The organism is Nonomuraea sp. bgisy101 (genome assembly GCF_057708945.1).
In genome coordinates, this window is record NZ_JBYITD010000029.1 from 58,004 (window position 1) to 79,238 (window position 21,235).

The 21,235-nt window shown below is 70.2% G+C and carries 18 protein-coding genes; 11 read left to right on the top strand and 7 right to left on the bottom strand.

The window, feature by feature from the left end:
• Nucleotides 1-71: 71 nt before the first annotated feature.
• Entirely contained in the window at nt 72-3,119 is a 3,048-nt protein-coding gene (locus AC3EO4_RS40645) for a M14 family metallopeptidase (protein WP_431900820.1), read from the bottom strand.
• A 192-nt stretch (nt 3,120-3,311) separates the two neighbouring features.
• On the opposite strand from AC3EO4_RS40645, the gene AC3EO4_RS40650 reads away from it, so the two are divergent.
• Nucleotides 3,312-4,211, top strand: a complete 900-nt coding sequence (locus tag AC3EO4_RS40650; protein ID WP_379576018.1) for a coiled-coil domain-containing protein — start codon at nt 3,312-3,314, stop codon at nt 4,209-4,211.
• 10 nt (nt 4,212-4,221) lie between these two features.
• On the opposite strand, the gene AC3EO4_RS40655 is transcribed toward AC3EO4_RS40650, so the two are convergent.
• A complete protein-coding gene (locus AC3EO4_RS40655) occupies nt 4,222-5,496 on the bottom strand; it encodes a GH1 family beta-glucosidase (protein ID WP_431900825.1) in 1,275 nt (424 codons plus the stop codon).
• Between the two features lie 72 nt (nt 5,497-5,568).
• Between AC3EO4_RS40655 and AC3EO4_RS40660 the strand changes: the two genes are divergently transcribed.
• Entirely contained in the window at nt 5,569-6,228 is a 660-nt protein-coding gene (locus tag AC3EO4_RS40660; RefSeq protein ID WP_379576016.1) for a TetR/AcrR family transcriptional regulator, read from the top strand.
• Here AC3EO4_RS40660 and AC3EO4_RS40665 read toward each other — a convergent pair.
• The gene (locus tag AC3EO4_RS40665; RefSeq protein ID WP_431900827.1) at nt 6,200-7,123 is read right to left on the bottom strand and encodes an aldo/keto reductase; all 924 of its coding nucleotides are present in this window, start codon (nt 7,121-7,123) and stop codon (nt 6,200-6,202) included. The genes AC3EO4_RS40660 and AC3EO4_RS40665 overlap by 29 nt on opposite strands.
• A gap of 80 nt (nt 7,124-7,203) precedes the next feature.
• Between AC3EO4_RS40665 and AC3EO4_RS40670 the strand changes: the two genes are divergently transcribed.
• Entirely contained in the window at nt 7,204-7,563 is a 360-nt protein-coding gene (locus AC3EO4_RS40670; RefSeq protein ID WP_379576014.1) for a MerR family transcriptional regulator, read from the top strand.
• Between the two features lie 60 nt (nt 7,564-7,623).
• The gene (locus tag AC3EO4_RS40675) at nt 7,624-9,057 is read left to right on the top strand and encodes a peptidoglycan D,D-transpeptidase FtsI family protein (protein ID WP_431900831.1); all 1,434 of its coding nucleotides are present in this window, start codon (nt 7,624-7,626) and stop codon (nt 9,055-9,057) included.
• A gap of 292 nt (nt 9,058-9,349) precedes the next feature.
• On the opposite strand, the gene AC3EO4_RS40680 is transcribed toward AC3EO4_RS40675, so the two are convergent.
• Together AC3EO4_RS40680 and AC3EO4_RS40685 are read right to left on the bottom strand one after the other, a co-directional pair.
• Nucleotides 9,350-11,212, bottom strand: coding sequence for an ABC transporter ATP-binding protein (locus AC3EO4_RS40680; protein WP_379576012.1), 1,863 nt, complete (start codon nt 11,210-11,212; stop codon nt 9,350-9,352).
• A gap of 20 nt (nt 11,213-11,232) precedes the next feature.
• Nucleotides 11,233-11,550 carry a hypothetical protein gene (locus AC3EO4_RS40685; RefSeq protein ID WP_431900834.1) on the bottom strand — a complete coding sequence of 106 codons (318 nt, stop codon included), beginning with the start codon at nt 11,548-11,550 and terminating at the stop codon, nt 11,233-11,235.
• Nucleotides 11,551-11,985: 435 nt separating this feature from the next.
• Between AC3EO4_RS40685 and AC3EO4_RS40690 the strand changes: the two genes are divergently transcribed.
• From AC3EO4_RS40690 to AC3EO4_RS40705, 4 genes are all read left to right on the top strand, one after another.
• Nucleotides 11,986-12,735 (top strand): AMP-binding protein, encoded by a 750-nt coding sequence (locus tag AC3EO4_RS40690; RefSeq protein ID WP_379576010.1) that lies wholly within the window; start codon nt 11,986-11,988, stop codon nt 12,733-12,735.
• A 123-nt stretch (nt 12,736-12,858) separates the two neighbouring features.
• Nucleotides 12,859-14,157: an extracellular solute-binding protein gene (locus AC3EO4_RS40695; RefSeq protein ID WP_379576009.1), complete on the top strand. Its 1,299-nt coding sequence runs from the start codon at nt 12,859-12,861 to the stop codon at nt 14,155-14,157.
• Nucleotides 14,158-14,170: 13 nt separating this feature from the next.
• Nucleotides 14,171-15,076 (top strand): carbohydrate ABC transporter permease, encoded by a 906-nt coding sequence (locus tag AC3EO4_RS40700; protein WP_379576008.1) that lies wholly within the window; start codon nt 14,171-14,173, stop codon nt 15,074-15,076.
• Entirely contained in the window at nt 15,076-15,873 is a 798-nt protein-coding gene (locus tag AC3EO4_RS40705; protein WP_379576327.1) for a carbohydrate ABC transporter permease, read from the top strand. Before AC3EO4_RS40700 ends, AC3EO4_RS40705 begins: the two co-directional genes overlap by 1 nt.
• Here AC3EO4_RS40705 and AC3EO4_RS40710 read toward each other — a convergent pair.
• A complete protein-coding gene (locus AC3EO4_RS40710) occupies nt 15,863-16,834 on the bottom strand; it encodes an ArsR/SmtB family transcription factor (RefSeq protein ID WP_379576007.1) in 972 nt (323 codons plus the stop codon). The genes AC3EO4_RS40705 and AC3EO4_RS40710 overlap by 11 nt on opposite strands.
• A gap of 57 nt (nt 16,835-16,891) precedes the next feature.
• On the opposite strand from AC3EO4_RS40710, the gene AC3EO4_RS40715 reads away from it, so the two are divergent.
• On the top strand, nt 16,892-18,106 hold the full coding sequence (locus tag AC3EO4_RS40715) for an MFS transporter (RefSeq protein ID WP_431900840.1): 1,215 nt from the start codon (nt 16,892-16,894) through the stop codon (nt 18,104-18,106).
• Nucleotides 18,107-18,152: 46 nt separating this feature from the next.
• Here AC3EO4_RS40715 and AC3EO4_RS40720 read toward each other — a convergent pair whose 3' ends face one another.
• A complete protein-coding gene (locus AC3EO4_RS40720) occupies nt 18,153-19,151 on the bottom strand; it encodes a LacI family DNA-binding transcriptional regulator (protein WP_431900843.1) in 999 nt (332 codons plus the stop codon).
• Between the two features lie 220 nt (nt 19,152-19,371).
• Here AC3EO4_RS40720 and AC3EO4_RS40725 point away from each other — a divergent pair, with 220 nt between their 5' ends.
• Together AC3EO4_RS40725 and AC3EO4_RS40730 are read left to right on the top strand one after the other, a co-directional pair.
• Nucleotides 19,372-20,529: a CynX/NimT family MFS transporter gene (locus AC3EO4_RS40725; RefSeq protein WP_379576004.1), complete on the top strand. Its 1,158-nt coding sequence runs from the start codon at nt 19,372-19,374 to the stop codon at nt 20,527-20,529.
• Nucleotides 20,530-20,563: 34 nt separating this feature from the next.
• On the top strand, nt 20,564-21,235 hold the full coding sequence (locus tag AC3EO4_RS40730) for a hypothetical protein (RefSeq protein ID WP_379576003.1): 672 nt from the start codon (nt 20,564-20,566) through the stop codon (nt 21,233-21,235).

The following is a 21,235-nucleotide window of genomic DNA, read 5'->3' on the forward strand; positions in this document are numbered from 1 at the left end:
AGACCGAATCATGTTCTGTGCGGGCACGCAAGAGGGGTACGGCTCGCCGGAGCCGTACCCCTCGGCCCGCTCTAGCGAGGATCGCCGAGCAGGTGGGTCAGCGACCGCTTCACCAGGTCGGTGCGCTGTGCCTGCGTGGTGACACCTTCGACGCCGTATCCGAGCAGAACGGTGTCCTTGGTGATGATGCCGCCGCCCTCATCGAAGATCTTGTCGGTGCGGCCCCAGTTGTTGAGCAGCGGACCGGAGCCGGGTGGCGGCCCGCCGGCGGTCCATCCGCCGAGGTCGGCCTCGAAGGACGTCTCCTCCGCCACCGCGCCGTCGAGCGTGACCTTCGCGTCGTCGAGGAAGACGCCGGCCTGGTGGGTGCTCCAGTCGGTGATCGACGAGAGCGAGATCTCGACCTTCTTGCCCGCGTAGGGAGTGAGGTCGACCTTCCACTGCTGCCAGCCCGCCGAGTTGCCGGTGGCCGCGTGCCATGCGCCGCTGCTGCCCGTCGGCTCGCAGTTCGGCCCCTGGTAGCGGGTCGTGAACGGGTGGATCTCCCTCCAGTGCTGTCCGTTGGGCGTGTTGCAGCTCGACCCCGTGGACTGGGTGGTGTGCCCGTTCGCGTCGGGCAGCGTCGTCCAGTCGTCCTGGCCGACGGTGTGCGCCTCGACGGTGAAGAAGTCCCAGTCCGCCTCGGTGTCGAGGGAGGCCCAGAACGTCAGGTCCCCGCTGCTCTTGCCCGTCAGGTCGATCGTCTTGGTCAGGCGCTTCCACGACGCGTCGGCGATGCCGCTCTGCACGTCCCACGCCCCGGTGTGCGGGTCGAAGGGGCCGCCGGGCCTGTCCCACGTGATGCCCGCCCTGCTCTCGAACTGCGGGAACGTCTCGACGGGCAGGATCGCGGAGGTGGCGACCCACGAGTTGTTGTGGTCCTGGTTGTCGGCCGAGTCGCCGCCGTTCAGCGTGCCGGTGAAGCCGCTGAAGGCGCCCACGGTGCCCTTCAGCCCGAACGGCTCATGCGTCTGCTGGCTGGTGCCGCCGTTGTCGAACCAGATGTAGGCGCCCAGCCAGTACTGCTGGAAGTCGTTGTTGGCCTCGAAGCACGGGGGTGTCGCGGCGACCACGCACTCGCCGAGCGAGGCGTCGGGCTGGAAGAAGAAGCCCTGGTTGGCGTTGCGCGCGTAGTGGGCGTACTTGCCCGCCGACAGGAGCTTGCCGCCCTCGTTGAGGTAGTCGCGCACCGCGATCTCGGTCTCGACGCTGTACCTGGCCAGGGTGCCGGGCACCTGCTCGGGCGAGCGCGGGTTGATGTCGTCGCCGGTCTCCCACACGACGGCCTTGTAGTGGCTGAGCACGCCCAGCGGGTGCGGCGCCTTGCGCCCGCTCTTGTCGATGTCGTAGACGTCGGAGGTGTAGCCGGCCTCGGAGATCGCCTTGGCGTAGTCGTCGACGTACTTCGACTCGGTGACGCCCTGGGCGGGACTGATGCCCGTGACGTCCTCGGCCGCAAGGATCAGGACCCTGCCGCCGATGTCGTCGGCCACCTTGTAGGTGAAGTCAGCGCTCTTCTTGGTCAGCGACCTGAACCAGACCTTGACGCTGTCTCCCGGACCGGTGCCGGTGATCTTGCCGCGGAGCTGGTGGTAGTAGACGTCGTAGCCCTTGCCGTACCTCTCGCCGCCCTTCCACTCGCTGGTGAGCGCGGTCTTCGTGCGGCCCCCGTTGACCTGGTACTGCACGACCACGGGGCCCAGCTTGCGCTTGGCGTTGACCTGGACGACCTGGTCCCTGCCGTGGCTGACCTCGAAGTCGTCGACGACGAAGTCGGGCGTCTTGTTGCCCAGGTGGCTGACCGGCTCGACCGGGTTGGCCGCCGACTTCGCGATGTCCAGGGCGAAGGGGAGGTTCTTCTCGAACTCCGCCTGGACCAGCGCCTCGTCGTCGGGGAAGACGAAGCCGCAGCCGTCGCAGCCCTCGTTCAGCTCAGGCGTCCACGAGAGCGTGCCGTACTCGCCGTGCGCGCGGTCGTTGGTGTCGCCGTTGGTGATGTACAGCTCTCCCGCGGCCAGGCCCGGATTGAACCCGGGGACGGCCGGATTGGCGTCGGTGCCGCTCAGCGCCTCGTAGACCGGGTTGTCCGCGCTCGCGGTGTACATCTGCCAGCCCAACGGGTACAGCAGCAGCGGGCCGAAGGAGTGGTAGTTGAGCTGCAGCTTGAACTTGATCCGGCGCAGCAGCCCGTCCATCGCCCTGGTCTCGGGCTCGCTGGCGGCGGCCGTTCCCCGGTACGTCTCGCTGCTGGGGACGCTGGAGGCGCCCTCCTCGTCGTAGTGGAAGTTCGTCGGGAAGTTGCGGTTCGGGTCGACGCCGTCGCCGCTGGCGATCTGGCCGTCACCGTTGTTGTCACGCAGGTTCTTGCGCCACAGACGGTTGCCTTCGGTGAAGGTGAAGTCGTAGCCGTCGGGGTTGGCGACGGGCACGAACCACAGTTCGGTCGTGTTGAGCAGGCCCGACAGCGTGCCCTTGTTGGCGACCACGTACTTCAGCAGCCGCATGTCGACCTCGGCCGCGATCCACTCGCGGGCGTGCTGGGTCGCGGAGTAGAGGGCGGCGGGCTTGGCGCCGTCGCGCAGGGTCCTGGCGTGCTTGGTCACCTTGACGGCCAGGATGTCCTGGCCCTTGATCGTCTTGCCGATCGACTGCAGCTTGACGATGTCCTTGTTGGCGTCGGCGATGGCCTTGAGCTGGTCGGCGATGCCGCCCTGCTCGGAGTAGCTGCGCCAGACCGTGTAACCGCCCGCGGCCTGGGCCTTGGCGGCCTCGAGCTGGGTCTGGCCCTGCGGGTTGCGTACGGGCTCGGGCTTGTGCCCGAGTTTGCCGATCTTGACCAGGTCGTCGCTGTCGGCGGTGAACTCGATGTGCTCCTTGCCCGCGACGGCCTGCTTCTGCACGACATCGAAGCCGTCCTCGGCGAGGGCCTGCCCGGTGCCCGGTGGGCCGTCCAACTGGTAGAGCTCGATCCGGTCGGCCGAGGGTAAGGCGGGGTCCTCTGATGCGACGGCCTGCCCAGCCACCAGGGAAGTGGCCAGGCAGGCGGTCACGGCTGTGACGAGGGTGAAAGTTCGAGACAAGTTCTGCCCCTTTGCAGAAGACGGAATGCTCGAAATGTCACCCGGCGCGGAGTGCTCGGCAAGACCCAACTGTTGGCCCACTTTCCGGCAAAGTGGTAGATAGTTCGCCAAAGGCGCACGAGTTCACTGGTTCAGGTGGCAGGGAACAAGATCATCTTCTATAGTCGCTCCGTCTAGGAGGGGAGGACAGGCGTGAGATCAGGGCGTCTTGCCGTGCTCGCCGTCGTCCTCGTCGCGCTGGTCGCGGCCCCCTTCCCGCACTCCGCGACCGCCGACCCCGACAGCCAGACCAAGCTGCGCAAGCTCACCAAACAGGCGGCCCAGCTCAACAAGCTCTACCGCGGCACGATCGAGAGCCTCGAGGACACCCGGCTCGCCGCCAAGAAGGCCACCGACAGGGCGGCCAACCTCAAGGCGGCGCTCGCCAGGGCCGAGGTCGAGGTGAGCCAGATCGCCCAGACCACCTACATCCAGGGGCCGCTCGACGGCACCGCCCTGTTCAGCTCGCCCGCGGAGCCCTACCAGGTGCTGGGGCAGGCGGCGAGCATGGCCTACCTGTCGGCCGAACGCACCTCCAAGCTCAACCGCGTCAAGGAGATGGTCGCCGACGCCCAGAAGGCGAAGAAGGAGGCCGACGGCAAGATCGACGACCTCGAGCGCGACGTCAAGAAGATGCAGAGCAAGCGGCGCGACATCGAGAAACTGCTGGCCAAGTACGGCATCCAGCAGCCTGGCAGCGCCAACGGCCTCACTGCGCGCATGGTCTCGGTCCGCGACGAGGTGATGCGCAACTTCCCGATGTTCTACGGCGTCGGCTGCCTGAGGGTCGGCGACCCAGGCGAGCACGGCAAGGGGCGGGCCTGCGACTTCATGATGAGCCCCGGCGGATCCATGGCCTCGGGTGCCAACCTGGCGCGAGGCGACGCGCTGGCCCAGTGGCTCATCTCCAACGGGTCGCGGCTCGGCGTGATGTACATCATCTGGAAGCAGCGCTACTACGACATCCGCACAGGCGGCGGCTGGGACATGATGTCCGACCGTGGCGGCGTCACCGCCAACCACTGGGACCACGTGCACGTGTCGGTGTTCTGAGTCCAGGCCGCTACGGCCGCGCCGTACGCGACAGGTGCTCCTTCAGCCAGTGGTAGGAGGCGCGCGGGGTGCGCAGGCCGGTGGGGAAGTCGACATGGACCAGGCCGAAGCGCTGGTGGTAGCCCTCGGCCCACTCGAAGTTGTCCAGCAGCGACCAGACGAAGTATCCCCGCACGTCGACGCCCTCGTCCTGCGCGGCGCGCACGGCGGCCAGATGGCCGTCGAGGAAGGCGATGCGGGCCTGGTCGTCCAGCTCGGGGTAGGAACAGCCGTTCTCCGTGACGTAGATCGGCGGCAGCGCCGCGCCGTACCGGTCGCGCAGGCCGACCAGCAGCTCGCGCAGGCCGTCGGGGACGACGGGCCACCCGAAAGCCGTGGTGGGGTAGCCGGTGACGCCGAGGTCGGTCCACGGCAGCGAGTCGTCCGTGGGGGCGCCGATCCGCGTGGGGTTGTAGTAGTTGATGCCGAGCCCGTCGAGCGGCGTGGAGATGACCTCCAGATCGCCGTCGCGGACGCAGCCGAGAGTGACGCCGTAGGCGGACAGGTCGGGGTAGCGCCCCAGCAGGACCGGGTCGTTGAACAGCCGGTTGTGCAACGCGTCGTAGGCGTCGCCCGCCGCCGCGTCCTCCGCCCAGACGGGGGTGCAGTTGTTGGTGACCAGCACCTGCTCCGCGCCCGCGGCCCGCAGCGCCCGTACGGCCAGCCCGTGCCCGAGCAGTTGGTGGTGCGCCACGGGGAGCGCGTCCAGCATCAGCGCGTGACCAGGAGCGTGCACGCCCATCGCGTAGCCGAAGACCATGTGCACGAAGGGCTCGTTGAGCGTGATCCACATCTTCACCCGGTCGGCGAGCCGGTCGGCCACGACCGCGGCGTAGTCCGCGAAACGGTGGGCGGTGTCCCTGTCGAGCCACCCGCCCCTGTCCTCCAGCGCCTGGGGCAGATCCCAGTGGAACAGCGTCGGCACGGGGGTGATGCCGCGCTCGCCGAGCCCGTCCACGAGCCTGTCGTAGAAGTCGAGCCCCTTCGGGTTGACCTCGCCGGAGCCGCCGGGCTGGATCCTCGGCCACGCGATCGAGAACCGGTAGGCGTTGACGCCCAGGCCGGTCATCAGCTCGAGGTCATCGGGCCAGCGATGGTAGTGGTCGCACGCCACGTCACCGGTGTGCCCGTCGCGGGTCCTGCCGGGCTGGTGGGCGAAGGTGTCCCAGATGGAGGCGCCGCGGCCGTCCTCGTGGACGGCGCCCTCGATCTGGTAGGCGGCGGTGGCCGTACCCCAGAGGAACATAACCGGTGATATTAGGCGATCAAGGGGTCCGAGGTCGCGAGGTCGGCGGCGCTGATGGGCCAGGATGGGGATATGACGAGTACCCTGCGCCGCCGTCCCTCCCAGCGCCGCAGCGCCGAACGGGTCGAGCGGATGCTCGACGAGTGCGCCTCGCTCCTGGACGAAGTGGGCTATGACGGGCTGACCACCAAGGAGGTCGCCCGTCGGGCCGAGGTCCCGATCGGCACCTTCTACCAGTTCTTCTCCGACAAACAAGGCCTGGTCAGGGCGCTGGCCATGCGTAACCTCGACAGGTTCCTCACGCGCGTCACCGACCGGATCGCGCAGGCCGACCTCGCCCACTGGTCGGAGCTGTCCGACCTGGCGATCGACGAGTTCGTGGCGATGAAGCGCACCACACCGGGTTTCGCGGTGGTCGACTTCGGTGAGGTGCTGCCCACGCCCGGCGGTCCCGCGCTGCCGGGCACCAGCCACATGCTCGACGCGGCGACGGAGAACAGCGCCGTCGTGGCCGACCGGCTGCGCGCCCTCGTCGTCGGGCTGTACGACAAGCCCGAAGGCGAGCGGCTCGACCTCGCGCTGCGGGTCGCCGTCGAGGCGGCCGACGCGGTGCTCAAGCTAGCCTTCCGCACGAGCTCCGACGGCGACCCGGCGTTGATCGCCGAGTGCAAGCAGTTGGTCCGCCGCTACCTCGCCGAGCACCTCAGCGTGGCTCGTCCAGCCGAGCCATGAGCGCCTCGTCCAGCTTGAGGCCGGCCGCCCCGATCGCCTCCTCCAGCTGGGCCATCGTCGTCACCCCCACGATCGGCACCAGCCCCTGGGCCGTCAGCCACGCCAGCACCACCTGGTTCGGCGTCGCGCCCAGCTCGTCCGCCACCTCGCGCAGCCTCGCCAGGCGGCGCGTCGTGCCGGGGTGGTCGTACCACTCGGGGACGGGCCGGTCGGCGCGGGTGTAGGCGCCGGACATCAACGTGTTGTACACCCACAGGGTCAGGTACTCCTCCTCGCGCACGTAGGCCAGCGTCTCGTCCGTGGTGAGCATGTGGCCGCCCTCGGGCAGCTTCACCAGCGGTCGCGGCCGCAGGTAGGTGTGCCGCAGCTGCAGCGCGGTGTAGGGCAGCCAGCCGTTGGCCGCGGACAGGTTCCTGGCCCGCTCCAGGCGCCACGCGGGCATGTTGCTCGAGCCCAGCCTGAGGATCTTGCCCGCCTCGGCCAGCTCGTTGAACGCGCCCAGGGTCTCCTCGAGCGGGACGGACCGATCCTCGATGTGTGACCAGTACACATCGATGCGGTCCGTCCCCAGCCGCCGCAGGCTGCCCTCGATGCCCTTCCCGACGGCCTGTGCCGACAGGCCTTCCGCCGAGTCGAGCGTCGTGTCACCCGGCACCGTCGGGCGCGCCCCGACCTTGGTGCTCAACACGATCCTGTCCCTGGCGCCGCGCGCGGCCAGCCAGGCCCCGACCGCCTCCTCGCTCTCGCTGCCGGTACGGCCGGCGTTCCAGAACGGGTAGTTGTTCGCCGTGTCGATCACCGTCCCACCCGCCTCGGTGAACCTGTCGAGAAGAGCGAAGGTGTCCTGCAGGGTGACCCTGGTGCCGAAGTCGATGGCGCCGATCGCGAAATCCATGGGCGAGACTCTGCGAGCTGGAGCGCACTCCATGTCAAGCGATTGACCTGGAGTGCGCTCCAGGTGGGAGGATCGGCCTCGTGAGCGTCTACACACCCGCTGAAGTCGTCGAGGAGACCGGCTTCAGCCTGGACACCCTTCGCTACTACGAGAAGATCGGCCTCCTGGCCCCCGTAGACCGCAACGCCGCGGGACAGCGCAGGTTCTCCGAGGAGGACCTCGGGTGGCTGGGGACGATCAGATGCCTGCGCGACACGGGCATGCCGATCGCCCAGATGCTGCGCTTCGCCGAACTGGTGCGCGCGGGCGACCACACCATCGCCGACAGGATCGCGCTCCTGGAGGAGCACGACAGCAGGGTGCGCGGCCAGATCGACAACCTGATCGAGCGCCAGCGCTACATTCACAACAAGATTTCCTACTACCGCAGCGTGCTCTAGCCCGCGCTTGGCGTTGCGGTTGCTAAACCGGGGGGTATGGCCGGACCCCGGGCGAGACGCATGAACATCCCGCTGCGTCGCGCGGCGATACTGTGCGCGGCGATGCTGTTCGCGCTCCTCGCGAACGTCACCTACATCCAGGGGTTCACGACGGCGCGGCTCAACGCCGACGCGCGCAACCAGCGCATGCTGATCTCCAGGTTCGAGCACCCGCGCGGCAAGATCCTCACCCGCGACGGGACGATCATCGCCGCCAGCCGCAGGACGAAGAACGCCAGTTACGCCTACCGGCGGACCTACCCCGGCGGCAACCTCTACGCCGCGGTCACCGGCCACTCCTCGCTCTACACCACCACCGGCCTGGAACGTGCCGAGGACGCCGCCCTCACCGGCAGCGACCCGAGAGTGCGGGTGCGCGCGCTGGTGACCGACGGCATCAGCGAGGGCGCCGACGTGCGGACCACCATCGAGCAGCACGTCCAGCGGGCCGCCTACCAGGGCCTGGCCGCGACGGGGCGGCGTGGAGCCGCCGTGGCGCTCGACCCCACGACGGGGGCGATCCTGGCGATGGTCTCCTACCCGTCCTACGACCCCAACCTCTACACCACCTTCGACGGCGCCAAGCTGACGGAGATCGACACGCTGTTCCACGCCGACCCCGGCCGGCCGCTGCTCAACAGGGTGCTCAACCAGAACTATCCGCCCGGCTCCACCTTCAAGGTCGTCACCAGCGCCGCCGCCCTGAACTCCGGCACGTACGCGTCGGCCTCCGCCGTGGACGCGCCCATCAGGCTGCTGCTGCCGGGCACCTCCACCTACCTGCGCAACGCCGGCGGCGAGTCCTGCGGCGACGGGCGTCCGGCGCTGGCCTTCGCCTTCCAGATCTCCTGCAACACCGCCTTCGCCGCCATGGGCCTCGACATGGGGCAGGACACGCTGCGCCAGCAGGCGGAGGCGTTCGGGTTCAACGACGACACGCTGACCGTGCCGATGCCGGTCTCCATGAGCGTCTACCCGAGCGGCCTCGACCAGGCGCAGACCGCGATGTCGGCGATCGGGCAGTTCAACGACAGGGCCACCCCGCTCCAGATCGCCATGCTGTCGGCCGCGGTGGCGAACGGCGGCGCGCTGATGCGGCCCTACCTGGTGGAGGAGGTCCGGCTGCCGGACGGTTCGGTCATCGACAGGGCCGAGCCGTCCCAGTGGCGCTCGGTCATGAGCGCGCGCGAGGCCGCCCAGCTCACCGCCATGATGGTGGAGGTCACCGAGCAGGGCGGCACGGGTACGGCGGCCGCGCTGCCCGACGTGCAGGTCGCGGCCAAGACGGGCACGGCGGAGAACGTCCAGGGCGCGGAGGATCACGCGCTGCTGACGGCCTTCGCCCCCGCCGGCAGCCCGCGGGTGGCTGTGGGCGTGGTCGTCGAGCAGGCCGGCTCCGGCGGCGACGTGGCCGCCCCCATCGCCCGCCAGATCATGCAGGCGGTCCTCACCTGATCCGGAGCCCCGCCTCCGCGCTCCGGTTCCCGCGAGACCTCTCGGCCGTCCGTTCTCGGGCCGTCCGTTCTCGGGCCGTCCGTTCTCGGGCCGTCCGTTCTCGGGCCGTCCGTTCTCGGGCCGTCCGTTCTCGGGCCGTCCGTTCTCGGGCCGTCCGTTCTCGGGCCGTCCGCTCTCGGGCATCCGTTCTCGGGCCGGCCGCGCCTTCGGGTGACGCGGTTCGCGTCGGCCGTCGACCCGCCGGGCTCTCGCGGGATGAGGACCGGTGGCCTCCGGCGAGGGTGGGGCCGCGTCAGCGGTAGGCCTGGGCCTGGAGGTTGTAGAGGTCGGCGTAGAGCCCCTCCTCCGCCATCAGGTGATCGTGGGTGCCCTCCTCCACCACCTTGCCGTGGTCGAGCACGTAGATCCGGTCGGCGTACCGCACGCTCGCCAGCCGATGCGTGATCAGCAGCACGCTCCGCCCGTCGGAGTGCCGGCGGATGCGCTCGAACAGGGCGTGCTCGGCCCTGGCGTCGAGCGCGGCCGTGGGCTCGTCGCAGATCAGCAGCGGCGCGTCGCGATGGAAGCCGCGCGCCACGGCGATCCGCTGCCACTGCCCGCCGGACAGCTCCTGCCCGTCCTTGAAGCGCCGGTCGAGCAGCGTGCTGTAGCCGTACGGGAGCTCGGCGACGACCTCGTCGGCCCCCGCGACCTCGGCCGCGGCGACCAGCGCGGGCTCTCCCTTGTCGGTGCCCATGGTGATGTTGTAGCGGGCCGTCAGCGGCCACCTGGTGTGGTCCTGGGCGATGACCGCGGTGGACAGGCGCAGCTCCTCCGGCGCCACCTCGCGCACGTCGAGCCCGTCCCAGCTCACCGTGCCCCCGTCGGGCTCGTAGAGGCCGGAGAGGATCTTGGCGAGGGTGGTCTTGCCCGAGCCGTTCTCGCCGACGAACGCGATGACCTCGCCCCTGCCCACCCTGACGGACACGCCGCGCAGCGCGGGGTTGTCCGAGCCCGGATAGCTGAAGGTCACGTCGTCGGCCCTGATCTCCTCGAACGACCGCGGCGCGGGCGTGGGCCTCGGATCGGCGATCCGGCGCTCGGCGTCGGCGCAGAAGTCGAGGAAGTCGGTGAAGTAGAGGCCCTCCTCGTAGAGGCGGTTGGTGGCGTACATCAGGTTGCTCAGCGACATCTGCCCCTGCCGGATCGCGAGGACGGCGGTGCCGGCCACGGCCAGCGGCAGCGCGCCGAAGGCCAGCAGCAGGCCCAGCGCCAGGTAGACCAGGCCGGTGCCGACGCCGCCCAGCGCCTCTCCGACGATCCTGGCCACCGTCTGCCGCCTGGCCAGCCGCAGCAGGACCTCCTGCTCGGCCCTGGCCACGGCGTCGTACATCCGCAGCAGGAAGCCGCGCATGGTGAAGGAACGCACCTCGGCGGCGGGGGAGCGGTCGGCCAGCAGCTCGGCGATGATCCACTTGCGTCTGCGGGCGGGGATCAGCGAGTACATGTACGAGTAGCGCATCCTGGCCGAGCGCACGGCGGCCCACGCGTCGGGCAGCACGGCGAGGATGAGCAGCGGCAGCAGCGACGGATGCAGGATGCCCAGCACGCCGGCCACGGCCGCGATGCCGATGAAGGCGGTCATGACGTCGATCGCCGTCATGACCACCACGTCGGCCATGGCGACGCCGCGCATCCTGGCACGTTCCATCGCGTCGTGGAAGTCGGGGTCGTCGTAGGCCACCAGCGGAACCCTGCTGGTCAGGCCGTACAGTCGCTCTTCGGTGAGCCTGGAGACCTGCGGGTCGAGCCTGGACTGCGCCCAGCCCGCGGCCGCCTGCGTCAGCGTGCGCAGCGCGGCGGCCGCCGCCACCAGCGCGAGACTGGGCAGCGCCGCCCGCACCCGTTCGGGCGTGGGGCCCTCGCGGAACAGCGCTTCGAGGACGCCGGTGGTGGCCAGCAGCCCGAAGGCGGTGAAGACGCCGCCCGCCAGGTTGAATCCGACGGTGGCCGCGGTGTCGCGCGGGCTGGCCCGCCACGCCATCCGCATCGCCTGCCCTACCAGGGCCGGCAACCGGCGCGCGATGGTCAGGAAGCCGACCTCCGCCATCTTGTCGGTGTGTGCGTGCCAGTCGGAGAAGGAGATCTCGCCGAGTTCGAGGGGCTCGTCCGCCATACCCAGGAGTGTGACGGGCGTCACCGACAATTTCCTACGGCCGCCCCGCCGTTGCGGGCAGGCGCGCGCCGAGGGCGTCGGCGATATCCGGGCGTATCGCGACGAATGCCGCAGCCACCGGGCGCGGGCAGGTCGGGCCGCGGGTCGGGGCAGGCGGCGTGGGCGAGCACGACCGCGCTCTCGTCGAACCGCCGGCTCGTGGAGTGGAGCAGCACCTCACCCCACGCGCCGAGCAGCGCCGTGGCGGCCTGGTCGGGATGGGCGCCGTCGCGCAGCGCTGCCGCCGGACTCCGGTAGGCGAACGCGCCGCGCTCCGGCAGGCCCCTCGTCACGTACACACGTGGCCGTTCTCCTCACGGGGACGCGCCTGCGTGACGACCTCTTCTCTACACATCCTTGACCCACTGCGGATACATGGCCGAATGGCCATCTCGGCGCATGTGCCCGAAGCCCGCCCCGCCTAGCGTTGCGTCTGTGATCGACCGGCGGCTCCCCCTGAACCCGGTGCTCCGGGTGCCACATCGCGGGCGGGCGGGCACGGCCGGGGGCGATCCATCCGAAACGTCGCGTTCGCAGGTGGGCCTGGCCTCCTCGGAGGGGTGGGGGTCGTGGTCCGGCGGGCGCGACAGCGGGCTCGAGCCGCGCAGGGCTCGAGCCCGCCCAGGCTTCAGGGACGGTCCTTGAATACACATCGCTATACATATCTCGGTGGATGCTGCGGCCCACATGCCCGCTGTGGCGTCACGCGACCGACATCCCCTTCACCGGGCGCCGTGACGGGAGGTGTGTTCGCCGCCGCCTACGAGCGCGGCGACCGTCCCGCGCTGATCGACCTGACCGCCGGCCTGGTGTACGGCTACCGCCGTCTCGTCACCGAGGTGACCGCGGCCGCCTCGGGCCTGATCCGCAGGGGCGCCAGACCCCACCAGGTGGTGGGCGTCCACGTCGACACCGTCACCGCGCAGACGCTGGCCGTCCACACCGTGATCGCGGCGGGCGGGGTGGCCGCGCCGCTCGATCCCGCGCTGCCCGTCGGGCGGATCGCCGGGCGGCTGTCGGAGTGCGACGCGCGCATGATGATCACCACGAGCCGCCTGGCCGACTCGGCTGTGAGGGCGGTGGAGGACTCCAGGGTGAGGCAGGTGATCGCGTTCGGCGACGCGCTCGACACCGTCGACTTCGCGCGGCTCTCGCTGCTGGACGCGGTGCCGCTGCCGTCGCTCGACCCCGCGACGCAGACCGCGCTGTCGCTGGCCGACGGCCGCACGCTCACCCACCATGACCTGCTCGGGGAGATGAGCGCCCTGGACAGCGGCGTCGCTCTGGCCGACTCGGACGTGGTGCTGGTGACCTGGCCGCCTGATGGCGGCGGCGACCTGGTCGCGCTGGTCGGCCTGGCGGTGAGCAGGGGCGCACTGGTGATCGCAGCCAACGGGCTCGCGCCCGCGAGCCTGGCGGGGACCCTTCACGACTTCGGTGTGACGGTGACGGCGCTGGCGGGCCGTGGCGTGCGGCGACTGTAAAGAGAGCGCTCCCCGAATATGCCGACCTGTTACCCGCACATGCCTTGACGTCGCGGAGTGCGAAGTGGGTTGATTGCCCTACTGACAACGTTGTCACCGACCGTGGTGAAGGAGCGGTGTGCGATGAGACGACGGTGGTTAGCGGCGATCACCCTGGCGGCCGTGCTCGGGCTGACGGCCTGCGGCGGCGGAGGCGGCACTGCGGCTCCGTCGGGTCAGGCCTCCGGCGCGGGAGGAGACGCGAAGAAGCAGGTGGAGGTCTTCTCGTGGTGGACCGGGCCCGGTGAGGCCGACGGTCTGAAAGCCATGAAGGAGATCTTCGAGAAGCAGAACTCCGGCTTCACCTTCTTCGACGCCGCCGTGGCGGGAGGCTCCGGCGACAAGGCCAAGGCGCTGCTGCAGTCCAAGCTCCAGGCCGACACCCCGCCGGACACCTTCCAGGGTCACGCGGGCGCGGAGCTGCAGGGTTACATCAAGTCGGGCGACCTCGAGGACCTGACCTTCCTCTACGACGAGCTCAAGCTCAAGGACGTCTTCCCCGCGCAGCTGGTCGAGCAGATCAGCTACGAGGGCAAGATCTACTCGGTGCCCGTCAACATCCACAGGTCGAACATCCTCTGGTTCAACCCGGGCGTCCTGAAGGAGGCAGGGGTCGCGGGTGCGCCCAAGACGATCGAGGAGTTCATCGCCGCCCTGGAGAAGGTCAAGGCCAAGGGCAAGATTCCGCTGTCCATCGGCTCGGAGTGGACCGTCACCCACCTGATGGAGAGCGTGCTGCTCGGCTCGCTCGGCACCGACGGCTACAACGCGCTGTTCAAGCCGGGCGCCAACTGGGGATCTCCCGAGGTCACCAAGGCACTGGAGAACTTCAAGACGATCATGTCGTACGCGGGAGACCCGCAGGACGACTGGCAGCCGGCCGCCGCGCAGGTGGCGGAGGGCAAGGCCGCCTTCAACATCATGGGCGACTGGGCCTACGGCTACTTCCACAACCCACCGGAGGGCGGCCTCGGCAAGCAGTCGAAGACCGACTTCGACTGGGCGGCCGCGCCTGGCACCGAGGGCACCTACCTGTGGCTGTCCGACAGTTTCACGCTGCCCAAGGGCGCCAAGAACAGGGACGGCGCGGTGGCGTGGCTCAAGGTGGCGGCGAGCAAGGAGGGACAGGACGCCTTCAATCCGAAGAAGGGTTCCATCCCTGCGCGCAAGGACGCCGACGCCTCGCTCTACACCGACTATCTGGCCGACGCGCTGAAGGACTGGTCCTCCAACAAGCTGGCCGGATCCATCCAGCACGGCGTGGCCGTCAACCAGCCCTGGCTGGCCTCCATCAACGAGGCGGTCGGCCTGTTCATCGGCAGCAAGGATGTCGCCGCGCTGCAGAAGGGCCTCGTTGACGCCGCGGCGGCCAACGCCCAGTGAGGCCTGCACAGTGATGGCTAGGAGAGGCGGGTCCGCCCTGCGGCGGGCCCGCGCCTGGTTGCCGGGCCTGCTGCTGGTGGCCCCCTCGATCATCCTGATCGGCGTGTTCGTGTACGGCATGCTCGGCTGGAACTTCAGCCTGGCCATGACCGACAAGCACGACGAGGTGTCGGAGGGCTCGTTCGTCGGCCTGCGCAACCTCATCGACATCTGGGACCTGCCCCGCTGGCACCTCTCGGTCAACCACGCGATCCTGTTCACGGTCGTGTTCGTGGGCGGGGCGCTGCTGCTCGGCTGGTTCCTCGCCTTCCTCATGGAGAAGGGGATCAAGGGCGAGGGCACGTTCAGGGCGATCTACCTGTTCCCCATGGCGATCTCGTTCGTGGCGACCGGCATCGTGTGGCGGTGGCTGATGAACTCGGGCCAGGGCGAGCGGGCGGTCGGGCTCAACCGGCTGTTCGACGTGATCGGCCTGCCCCAGTGGGCCTGGTTCAGGGACCAGGATTGGGGCATGGCCGCCATGGCCCTCCCGGCAATCTGGCAAATGTCCGGATATGTCATGGCGCTCTTCCTGGCGGGTTTCCGAGGCGTGCCCGAGGAACTGCGTGAGGCCGCACGGGTGGACGGATGCACCGAATGGGGCGTCTACCGGCACATCGTGCTGCCGCTGCTGCGCCCCGTGACGCTGTCCGCGCTGATCATCCTGGGGCACATCTCGCTGAAGACCTTCGACCTGGTCATGGCCGTGTCGGGCAAGCAGATCATCACCGACGTGCCCGCCGTGTTCATGTGGGTGGCGGTCTTCGACTCCCACGACCCGGCCAAGGGCGCGACCATCGCCTCCTACATCGTGCTCAGCGTGGCGATCTTCGTGATCCCCTACCTGATCTGGTCGGTCCGCAAGGAGAGGCGCTCGTGATCCTCCGCCGTGGGTTGCTGATCGTCTTCGCGGTCATCTTCCTGATCCCGATCTACGTGCTGCTGGTCACCAGCTTCAAGCCGCTCACCGAGGCCAACCCCGCGCAGGCGTGGAACCTGCCGCAGGTCTGGACGTTCGAGGCGTGGCGGGTGGCGTGGGAGAAGCTCGCACCCGGCATCTGGAACAGCGTCCTGCTGGCGGTGCCCGGATCGCTGCTGTCGTGCGCGCTCGGCTCCATGAACGGCTATGTCCTGTCGAAATGGCGCTTTCCCGGCGCGGACGTGCTGTTCACGCTGTTCCTGTTCGGCATGTTCATCCCCTACCAGGGCGTGATGATCCCGCTGGTCCAGCTCATGGTGAACCTCGGCATCTACGGCGGGATCCCGGGACTCGTGCTCGCGCACGTCGTCTACGGCATCCCGATCTGCACGCTGATCTTCCGCAACTACTACGTGACCATCCCCGACGAGCTCATCGAGGCGTCCAGAGTGGACGGCGCGGGCATGCTGCGGACCTACTGGTCGGTGGTGCTGCCCATCTCGGGTCCCGCGGTCGCCGTCGTGATCATCTGGCAGTTCACCTCGCTGTGGAACGACTTCCTGTTCGCCGTCTTCCTCACCGGGCCGACGAGCTGGCCGACCACCGTCATGCTGAACAACATCGCGGGAGCGCAGGCCACGCCGTACAGCCAGCAGATGGCCGCGGCGCTGCTGGCCTCGATCCCGACGATGCTGATCTACCTGCTGCTCGGGCGGTTCTTCATGCGCGGGCTGATGGCGGGGGCGCTCAAGGGGTGAGCTCCCCCGTGACCAGCGCGTCGCCCAGCGGGGTGCGCGAGTAGACCACGCCACGGCCCGCGCGGGCGCCGGTGATGAGACCGGTCCCGCGCAGGGCCGCGACGTGCTCGCCCACCGTGCCGAGCGCCTGCCCCATCACGGCGGCCAGCTGTGTCGTGGTGGCGGGCGTGGCCAGCTCGGCCAGGACGCGGGCGCGGGTGCGGCCCATCAGCCGCATCAGCGCCTCCAGCCGCGCGCCGCCTCCCGCCTGGGTCGCGCCGACCCCGCGCGCGGGATAGACCAGCGCGTACGGCCACGCGTCGTCGAGATAGACGCCCACGCGCGAGCCGAACACCGACGGCATGAACAGCAGGCCCCTGCCGTTGAGATCACGTTTGACGAAGTCGCTGGACAGGTCGCAGTCGAGGCCGCCGTCGCGCCAGCGGACCTGCGCGCTGAGATCGTCGAGCGCCGCCGCCCACCCGGAGGTCGCCAGCCTGCCCGCCCTCCACACCACGTCGCGCTCCATCACGGCGTGGAAGCGGGGCCACTCGGGCGAGACGATCTCCCGCCACACCGCTTCGAGGGCGTCGGCGATCAGCCGTACGACGTGGGGGCCTTCGAGTGCCGCACGCAGCTCGCGGGGGACGGTCAGCTGCGCGATCTCCTCGTGGGCGCGGTCGAGCGGCGTGGCCCTGAGCGCGGCCAGCTCCCTGTCGAACGGCACGTTCACCCCGGTAGGCGGGGGAGCGACGAAGTCCACGTTCCCCGAGCCGCGGTGACCGGAGATGGCCTGGATCAACGCCAGTCCCGGCCGGCCCAGCCGCCGGTACGGCTCCCGCCACCGCGCGGCCCACGCCTGCAACGCTCCCGCGCTCACCCTGCCTTCGAGCACCCAGGTCGCGTGCACCGTCTCGATGAGGGGTGAGATGGCGAAACGGCTCGCGGCGATGTCCTGGGGGCTGACCTCAATCCTGATCACCCTTCGGATATTCCCGAATATGTCGCCCTCTGACGGCGTGTTCTCGAAGGTTGGCGCATGGATACCGGCAGGGATCAGGCGACTTTTCGCGACGTGTTCAGGGTCAGGGAGTTCAGGGTGCTGTTCGGCAGCTTCGCGCTGCTGGTCGGCGGCGACGGGGTCAAGATGCTGGCCCTGTCGGTCCTCGTCTTCGAGCGGACGGGCTCGCCAGGGCTGTCCGCCGCCGCGTACATGGCGGGCTGGCTGCCGTACCTCGCCGGAGGGATGTTCCTGCTGTCGCTGGCCGACAGGCTGCCGCCGCGCGGTCTGATGGTGGCGGGGGAGCTGGTCAGGCTCGTGGTGTGCCTGGTGCTCGCCTACGCGGGGCTGCCCGTGTGGGCCATGCTGGCGCTGATCCTGGTCAGCGGTCTCGGCCAGCCGGTGTTCGGGGCCGCGCGCAACGCCATGCTGCCCGACGTGCTGCCGGGTGACGCCTTCGTGCTGGGGAGGTCGCTGATGGGGGTGACCAGCGCGGGCGCGCAGATCGGCGGGTTGTCGCTGGGCGGCGCGATCCTGGCCGTGGCGGGGCCCGAGGGGGCGTTGGCGGTCACGGCGGGCGTCTCGGGGGTGGCGGCGATCGTGCTCAGGTACGGCCTGCCGTACACGCCGGCCAGGGGTGGCTCGGGACGCGGCACGGTGCGTACGACGCTGCGGGTGAACAGGGTCCTGCTCGGCTCGCCTGGCGTGCGGGGGCTGCTGCTGGCGATGTGGGTGCCGCCGATGTGCCTGGCGGGGGCCGAGGCGATGGTCGTGCCGTACCTCACCTCGGCGGGGACGGCGACAGGGGCGGGGCTCGCGCTGGCCACGGCGGCCGTGGGGATGGCGGTGGGCGAGTTCGCCGTGGGCCGCTTCGCCGCTCCCGCGCTGCGGGAACGGCTGTCGTTTCCGCTGGCGGCGGCGATGGGGGTGCCGTGGCTGTTCTTCGTGGCCGAGCCTGGAGCGCCGGTCACCGCGGCGCTCGCGGCGCTGTCGGCCGGGTGCCTGGCCTACCAGCTCGGGTTGCAGCGCCGCTTCTTGGAGGCGGTCCCCGAGCAGGTCAGAGGCCAGGCGTACGGCCTGCAGTCGGCAGGGCTGATGACCGGCCAGGCGGTCGGGGCGGCGGTGATCGGCGGAGTGGCGGAACTGGCGGGCTCGGGACCCGCGATGGCGGTCTCAGGGGCGGTCGGCATCCTCGCCGCGCTCGCCCTCGCCCGCGTCCTGACCCCGGCCCGAATCCCCGTCCCCACCCCGTGACCCCCACCGAAGGCCGACCCGCCCGAACCCCCGCCGACCCCGGCGCTCAGCCGGTCGGCATCCCGGTGGGTCCGATCTCTCCCGAGCCCCGCGCGACCAGGCGTACCGGCTGCGTGATCCGCTCGACCGGCCCCACGTCCCCCGCGATCCTCCTGAACAGCAGCTCAGCCGCCACCCTCCCCAGTCCCGCCGGGTCCTGCGCCACCACGCTCACCCCCGGGTTCAGCAGGTCCGCCAGCTCGAAGTCGTCGAACCCGATCAACGCGATCCGCTGCCCCTCCAAGGCCCGGAGCGCCGTGACAGTGCACCGGCCGTTGCCCGTGAACAGCGCGGTGGGCGGGTCGTCCATCCCCAGCATGCGGTCCAGGACCCCCCGCGCCCCGTCGAGCGACGGCTGCGCCATGGAGATCAGCCGCTCGTCCACCAGGTCGCCGAGCGCCTCCCTGTAGCCGCGCTCTCGCTCGCTCGCCGTGTAGATCGCCGGGCTGTCACCCAGGAAGGCCACCCGCCGATGCCCCCGCGCGAGCAGGTGCTCGACGGCCAGCCGCGCCCCGCCCGCGTTGTCGCACAGCACCGTGTCGACGTCGAGGCCCGGCCCCGCGGGGCGGTCCACGAACACGGCGGGCGTGCCGGCGTCCAGTTCGGCCCGCAGGTAGGAGTGGTCGCTCCCGGCGGGCACCACGATGAGGCCGTCGACCCTGCGCGTGCAGAAGGTGAGCACCAGCTCCTTCTCCCTGGCAGGCTCTTCGCCTGATGAGCCGCTGAGCACCAGGGAACCGTGCTTGATCGCGACCTCCTCGACGGCCCTGCTCACCCCTGAGTAGAAGGGGTCGCCGACGTCCTCGATGACCAGGCCGATGCTCGACGTCCTGCCCTGGCGCAGCACCCTCGCGCTCTCGTTGCGGCTGTAGCCGAGGCGCTCGATCGCCGCGCGCACCCGCTCGGCGGTCGCGGCGTTCACGCCTGGCTCGTTGTTCACGACCCGGGAGACGGTCTTGAGCGCGACCCCCGCCTCCGCCGCGACATCCTTCATCGTCGGTCTCACATAGGGATCATTTATCATGCGCGTCGGCTTGACAACGTTGTCAGGTCGGTGGGGGCGCGCTTCGGCGAAACCTGGAGGCGTTCAGGGAGACCCGGTGGGTGACCAGGCGGGGCGATGTCGACGCCTATCCCTTCTGGCTTGCCACCTCGGATCCTGGTGACGGGGCGGGTGAGGGCGGTCGCCCCGCTCGTGGGGGTGGCATGACAGAGTGGGCCGCGCTATGTCCTTGAGATCCACCCTCCTCGTCGCCGGGCTCGTGCTTGCCGCGCTCAACATGCGGCCCGCCATCGCCGGAATCTCCCCCCTCCTCGACCAGATCATGACCGACGTGGGCCTCAGCCCCGCCGGAGGCGGCGCCATCACCACCGTCATGGTGGTCTGCCTCGGCCTGTTCGGCCCCGTGGCCCCGCTGCTCGCGCGCAGGATCGGCCTGGACCGCACGCTCCTGGTCGCCCTGCTCATCCTGGCCGCGGGCGTGGTGGTCCGCAGCCTGGACGGCGCCCCCGCCCTCTACACAGGCGCTGCCATCGCGGGCACCGCCATCGCGATCCTGAACGTGATCATGCCGGGCGTGGTCAAGCAGCACTTCCCCGCGAAGGCGGGCCTGCTCACCTCCATCTACGTCTCCGCCCTGGTGGGCGGTGCCGCGGCCGCCTCCGCGCTGATGATCCCCCTCGAAAGCCTCACCGGGTACGGCTGGCGCGGCGTCTCCGCCCTGGTCGCGGTGCCCGCCGTGGCCGCCGCGCTGATCTGGCTGCCTCAGGCGTTCGGCAGGCAGGCGGCGCCCGCCAACGGCCCGCGGCCGTTCATGGCGCTGATGAGGAGCCCGCTCACCTGGAAGCTGACCGCGTTCATGGGCATCCAGTCGCTGACGTTCTACGTGATGCTCGCCTGGCTTCCGACGATCTTCCAGGAGGCGGGCATCCCTGCGGAGCAGGCGGGCTTCCTGCTGGCCGTCTCGAACCTCTCCCAGGTCGCCGCCACGCTGGCCGTTCCCGTGCACGCCGAGCGCAGGCGGTCGCAGGCCGGGCACGTGGCCGCCGCCGCGCTGCTGACCGTGGCGGGATACGTGGGCGTGCTGCTCGCCCCCACCACCGTGCCGTGGGTGTGGATGATCGTGCTCGGCGTCGGCCAGGGCGCCTCCCTGGCGCTGGCGCTGCTCATCATCACCCTGCGCGCGCCCGATCCCGCGTCGGTGACCGCGCTGTCGGCTGTGGCCCAGTCGGTCGGCTACGTGCTGGCCGCGCTCGGCCCGCTGCTGATCGGGATCCTCAGGGAGGTGTCCGGCGGCTGGACGCTTCCGTTGCTCGCGGGTATCGCGGCCTGCATGATCCAGCTGGTTGTGGGCGTGCGAGCAGGCCGTCCTCTGCTATCTTAGGTAAGGCTAACCTTTTCAGGGAAAGGGCTTTGCCGTGCCGCTCGCGGAGTTGACCGGAGTGCTGGAACGCGTCGCCGCCGAGCGTGGCGGGGTGCTCGGCGTCCTACCCGGTCTTGTCGTCGAACCCGACGAGTCGTGGACGCCGCTCAGCGAGCTGTCACGCGAGCCGTCCACGCTGCTGAGCGCGCTGATCGACCAGACCGCCGGCCTGTACGACGCTCCCAGGCACGTGGGCGCGGCGCTGCTGTGGAAGACGCTCGGCTACTGGCTCACCTTCCCGATGGCCCTCGGCTGGGCGCTCAACAGGCAGGCGCCCGTCATGCGGCACGAGGACATCTACTTCAGGCGGTCCGACGCGGGTGTGACGATCGCGGCCACGTCGGTGTCGGTCGCCGGCAGCGCCGAGGCGATCCGCGAGGCGCTCCTGCAGGCGCACGAGCCGCTGGTCAACGCGATCAGCGGGCAGGCCAGGGTGGGCAGGCGGACGCTGTGGGGCTCCACGGCCGAGGCCTTCGCGCACCCGATGACCGTGGTGGTCAAGGCCGACTACATGAGCCTGCTGCGCGAGGTGGGGCCGCCCGTCGACGGTCTGCTCGAACAGACCGCCGACGGCTACCGGCGCAGGACCTGCTGCCTGTGGGTCACCCTTCCCGAGGCCGACGCCTGCGCGACCTGCTGCGTGCTGCGCGAGCCCCAGGCGGCCTGA

Coding starts and splice junctions, on each gene's coding strand:
- AC3EO4_RS40655 (WP_431900825.1), bottom strand. CDS start 5,496: ATGTTCCTCTGGGGTACGGCCACCGCCGCCTACCAGATCGAGGGCGCC.
- AC3EO4_RS40660 (WP_379576016.1), top strand. CDS start 5,569: ATGACGAGTACCCTGCGCCGCCGTCCCTCCCAGCGCCGCAGCGCCGAA.
- AC3EO4_RS40665 (WP_431900827.1), bottom strand. CDS start 7,123: ATGGATTTCGCGATCGGCGCCATCGACTTCGGCACCAGGGTCACCCTG.
- AC3EO4_RS40675 (WP_431900831.1), top strand. CDS start 7,624: ATGAACATCCCGCTGCGTCGCGCGGCGATACTGTGCGCGGCGATGCTG.
- AC3EO4_RS40680 (WP_379576012.1), bottom strand. CDS start 11,212: ATGGCGGACGAGCCCCTCGAACTCGGCGAGATCTCCTTCTCCGACTGG.
- AC3EO4_RS40695 (WP_379576009.1), top strand. CDS start 12,859: ATGAGACGACGGTGGTTAGCGGCGATCACCCTGGCGGCCGTGCTCGGG.
- AC3EO4_RS40700 (WP_379576008.1), top strand. CDS start 14,171: ATGGCTAGGAGAGGCGGGTCCGCCCTGCGGCGGGCCCGCGCCTGGTTG.
- AC3EO4_RS40715 (WP_431900840.1), top strand. CDS start 16,892: ATGGATACCGGCAGGGATCAGGCGACTTTTCGCGACGTGTTCAGGGTC.
- AC3EO4_RS40725 (WP_379576004.1), top strand. CDS start 19,372: ATGTCCTTGAGATCCACCCTCCTCGTCGCCGGGCTCGTGCTTGCCGCG.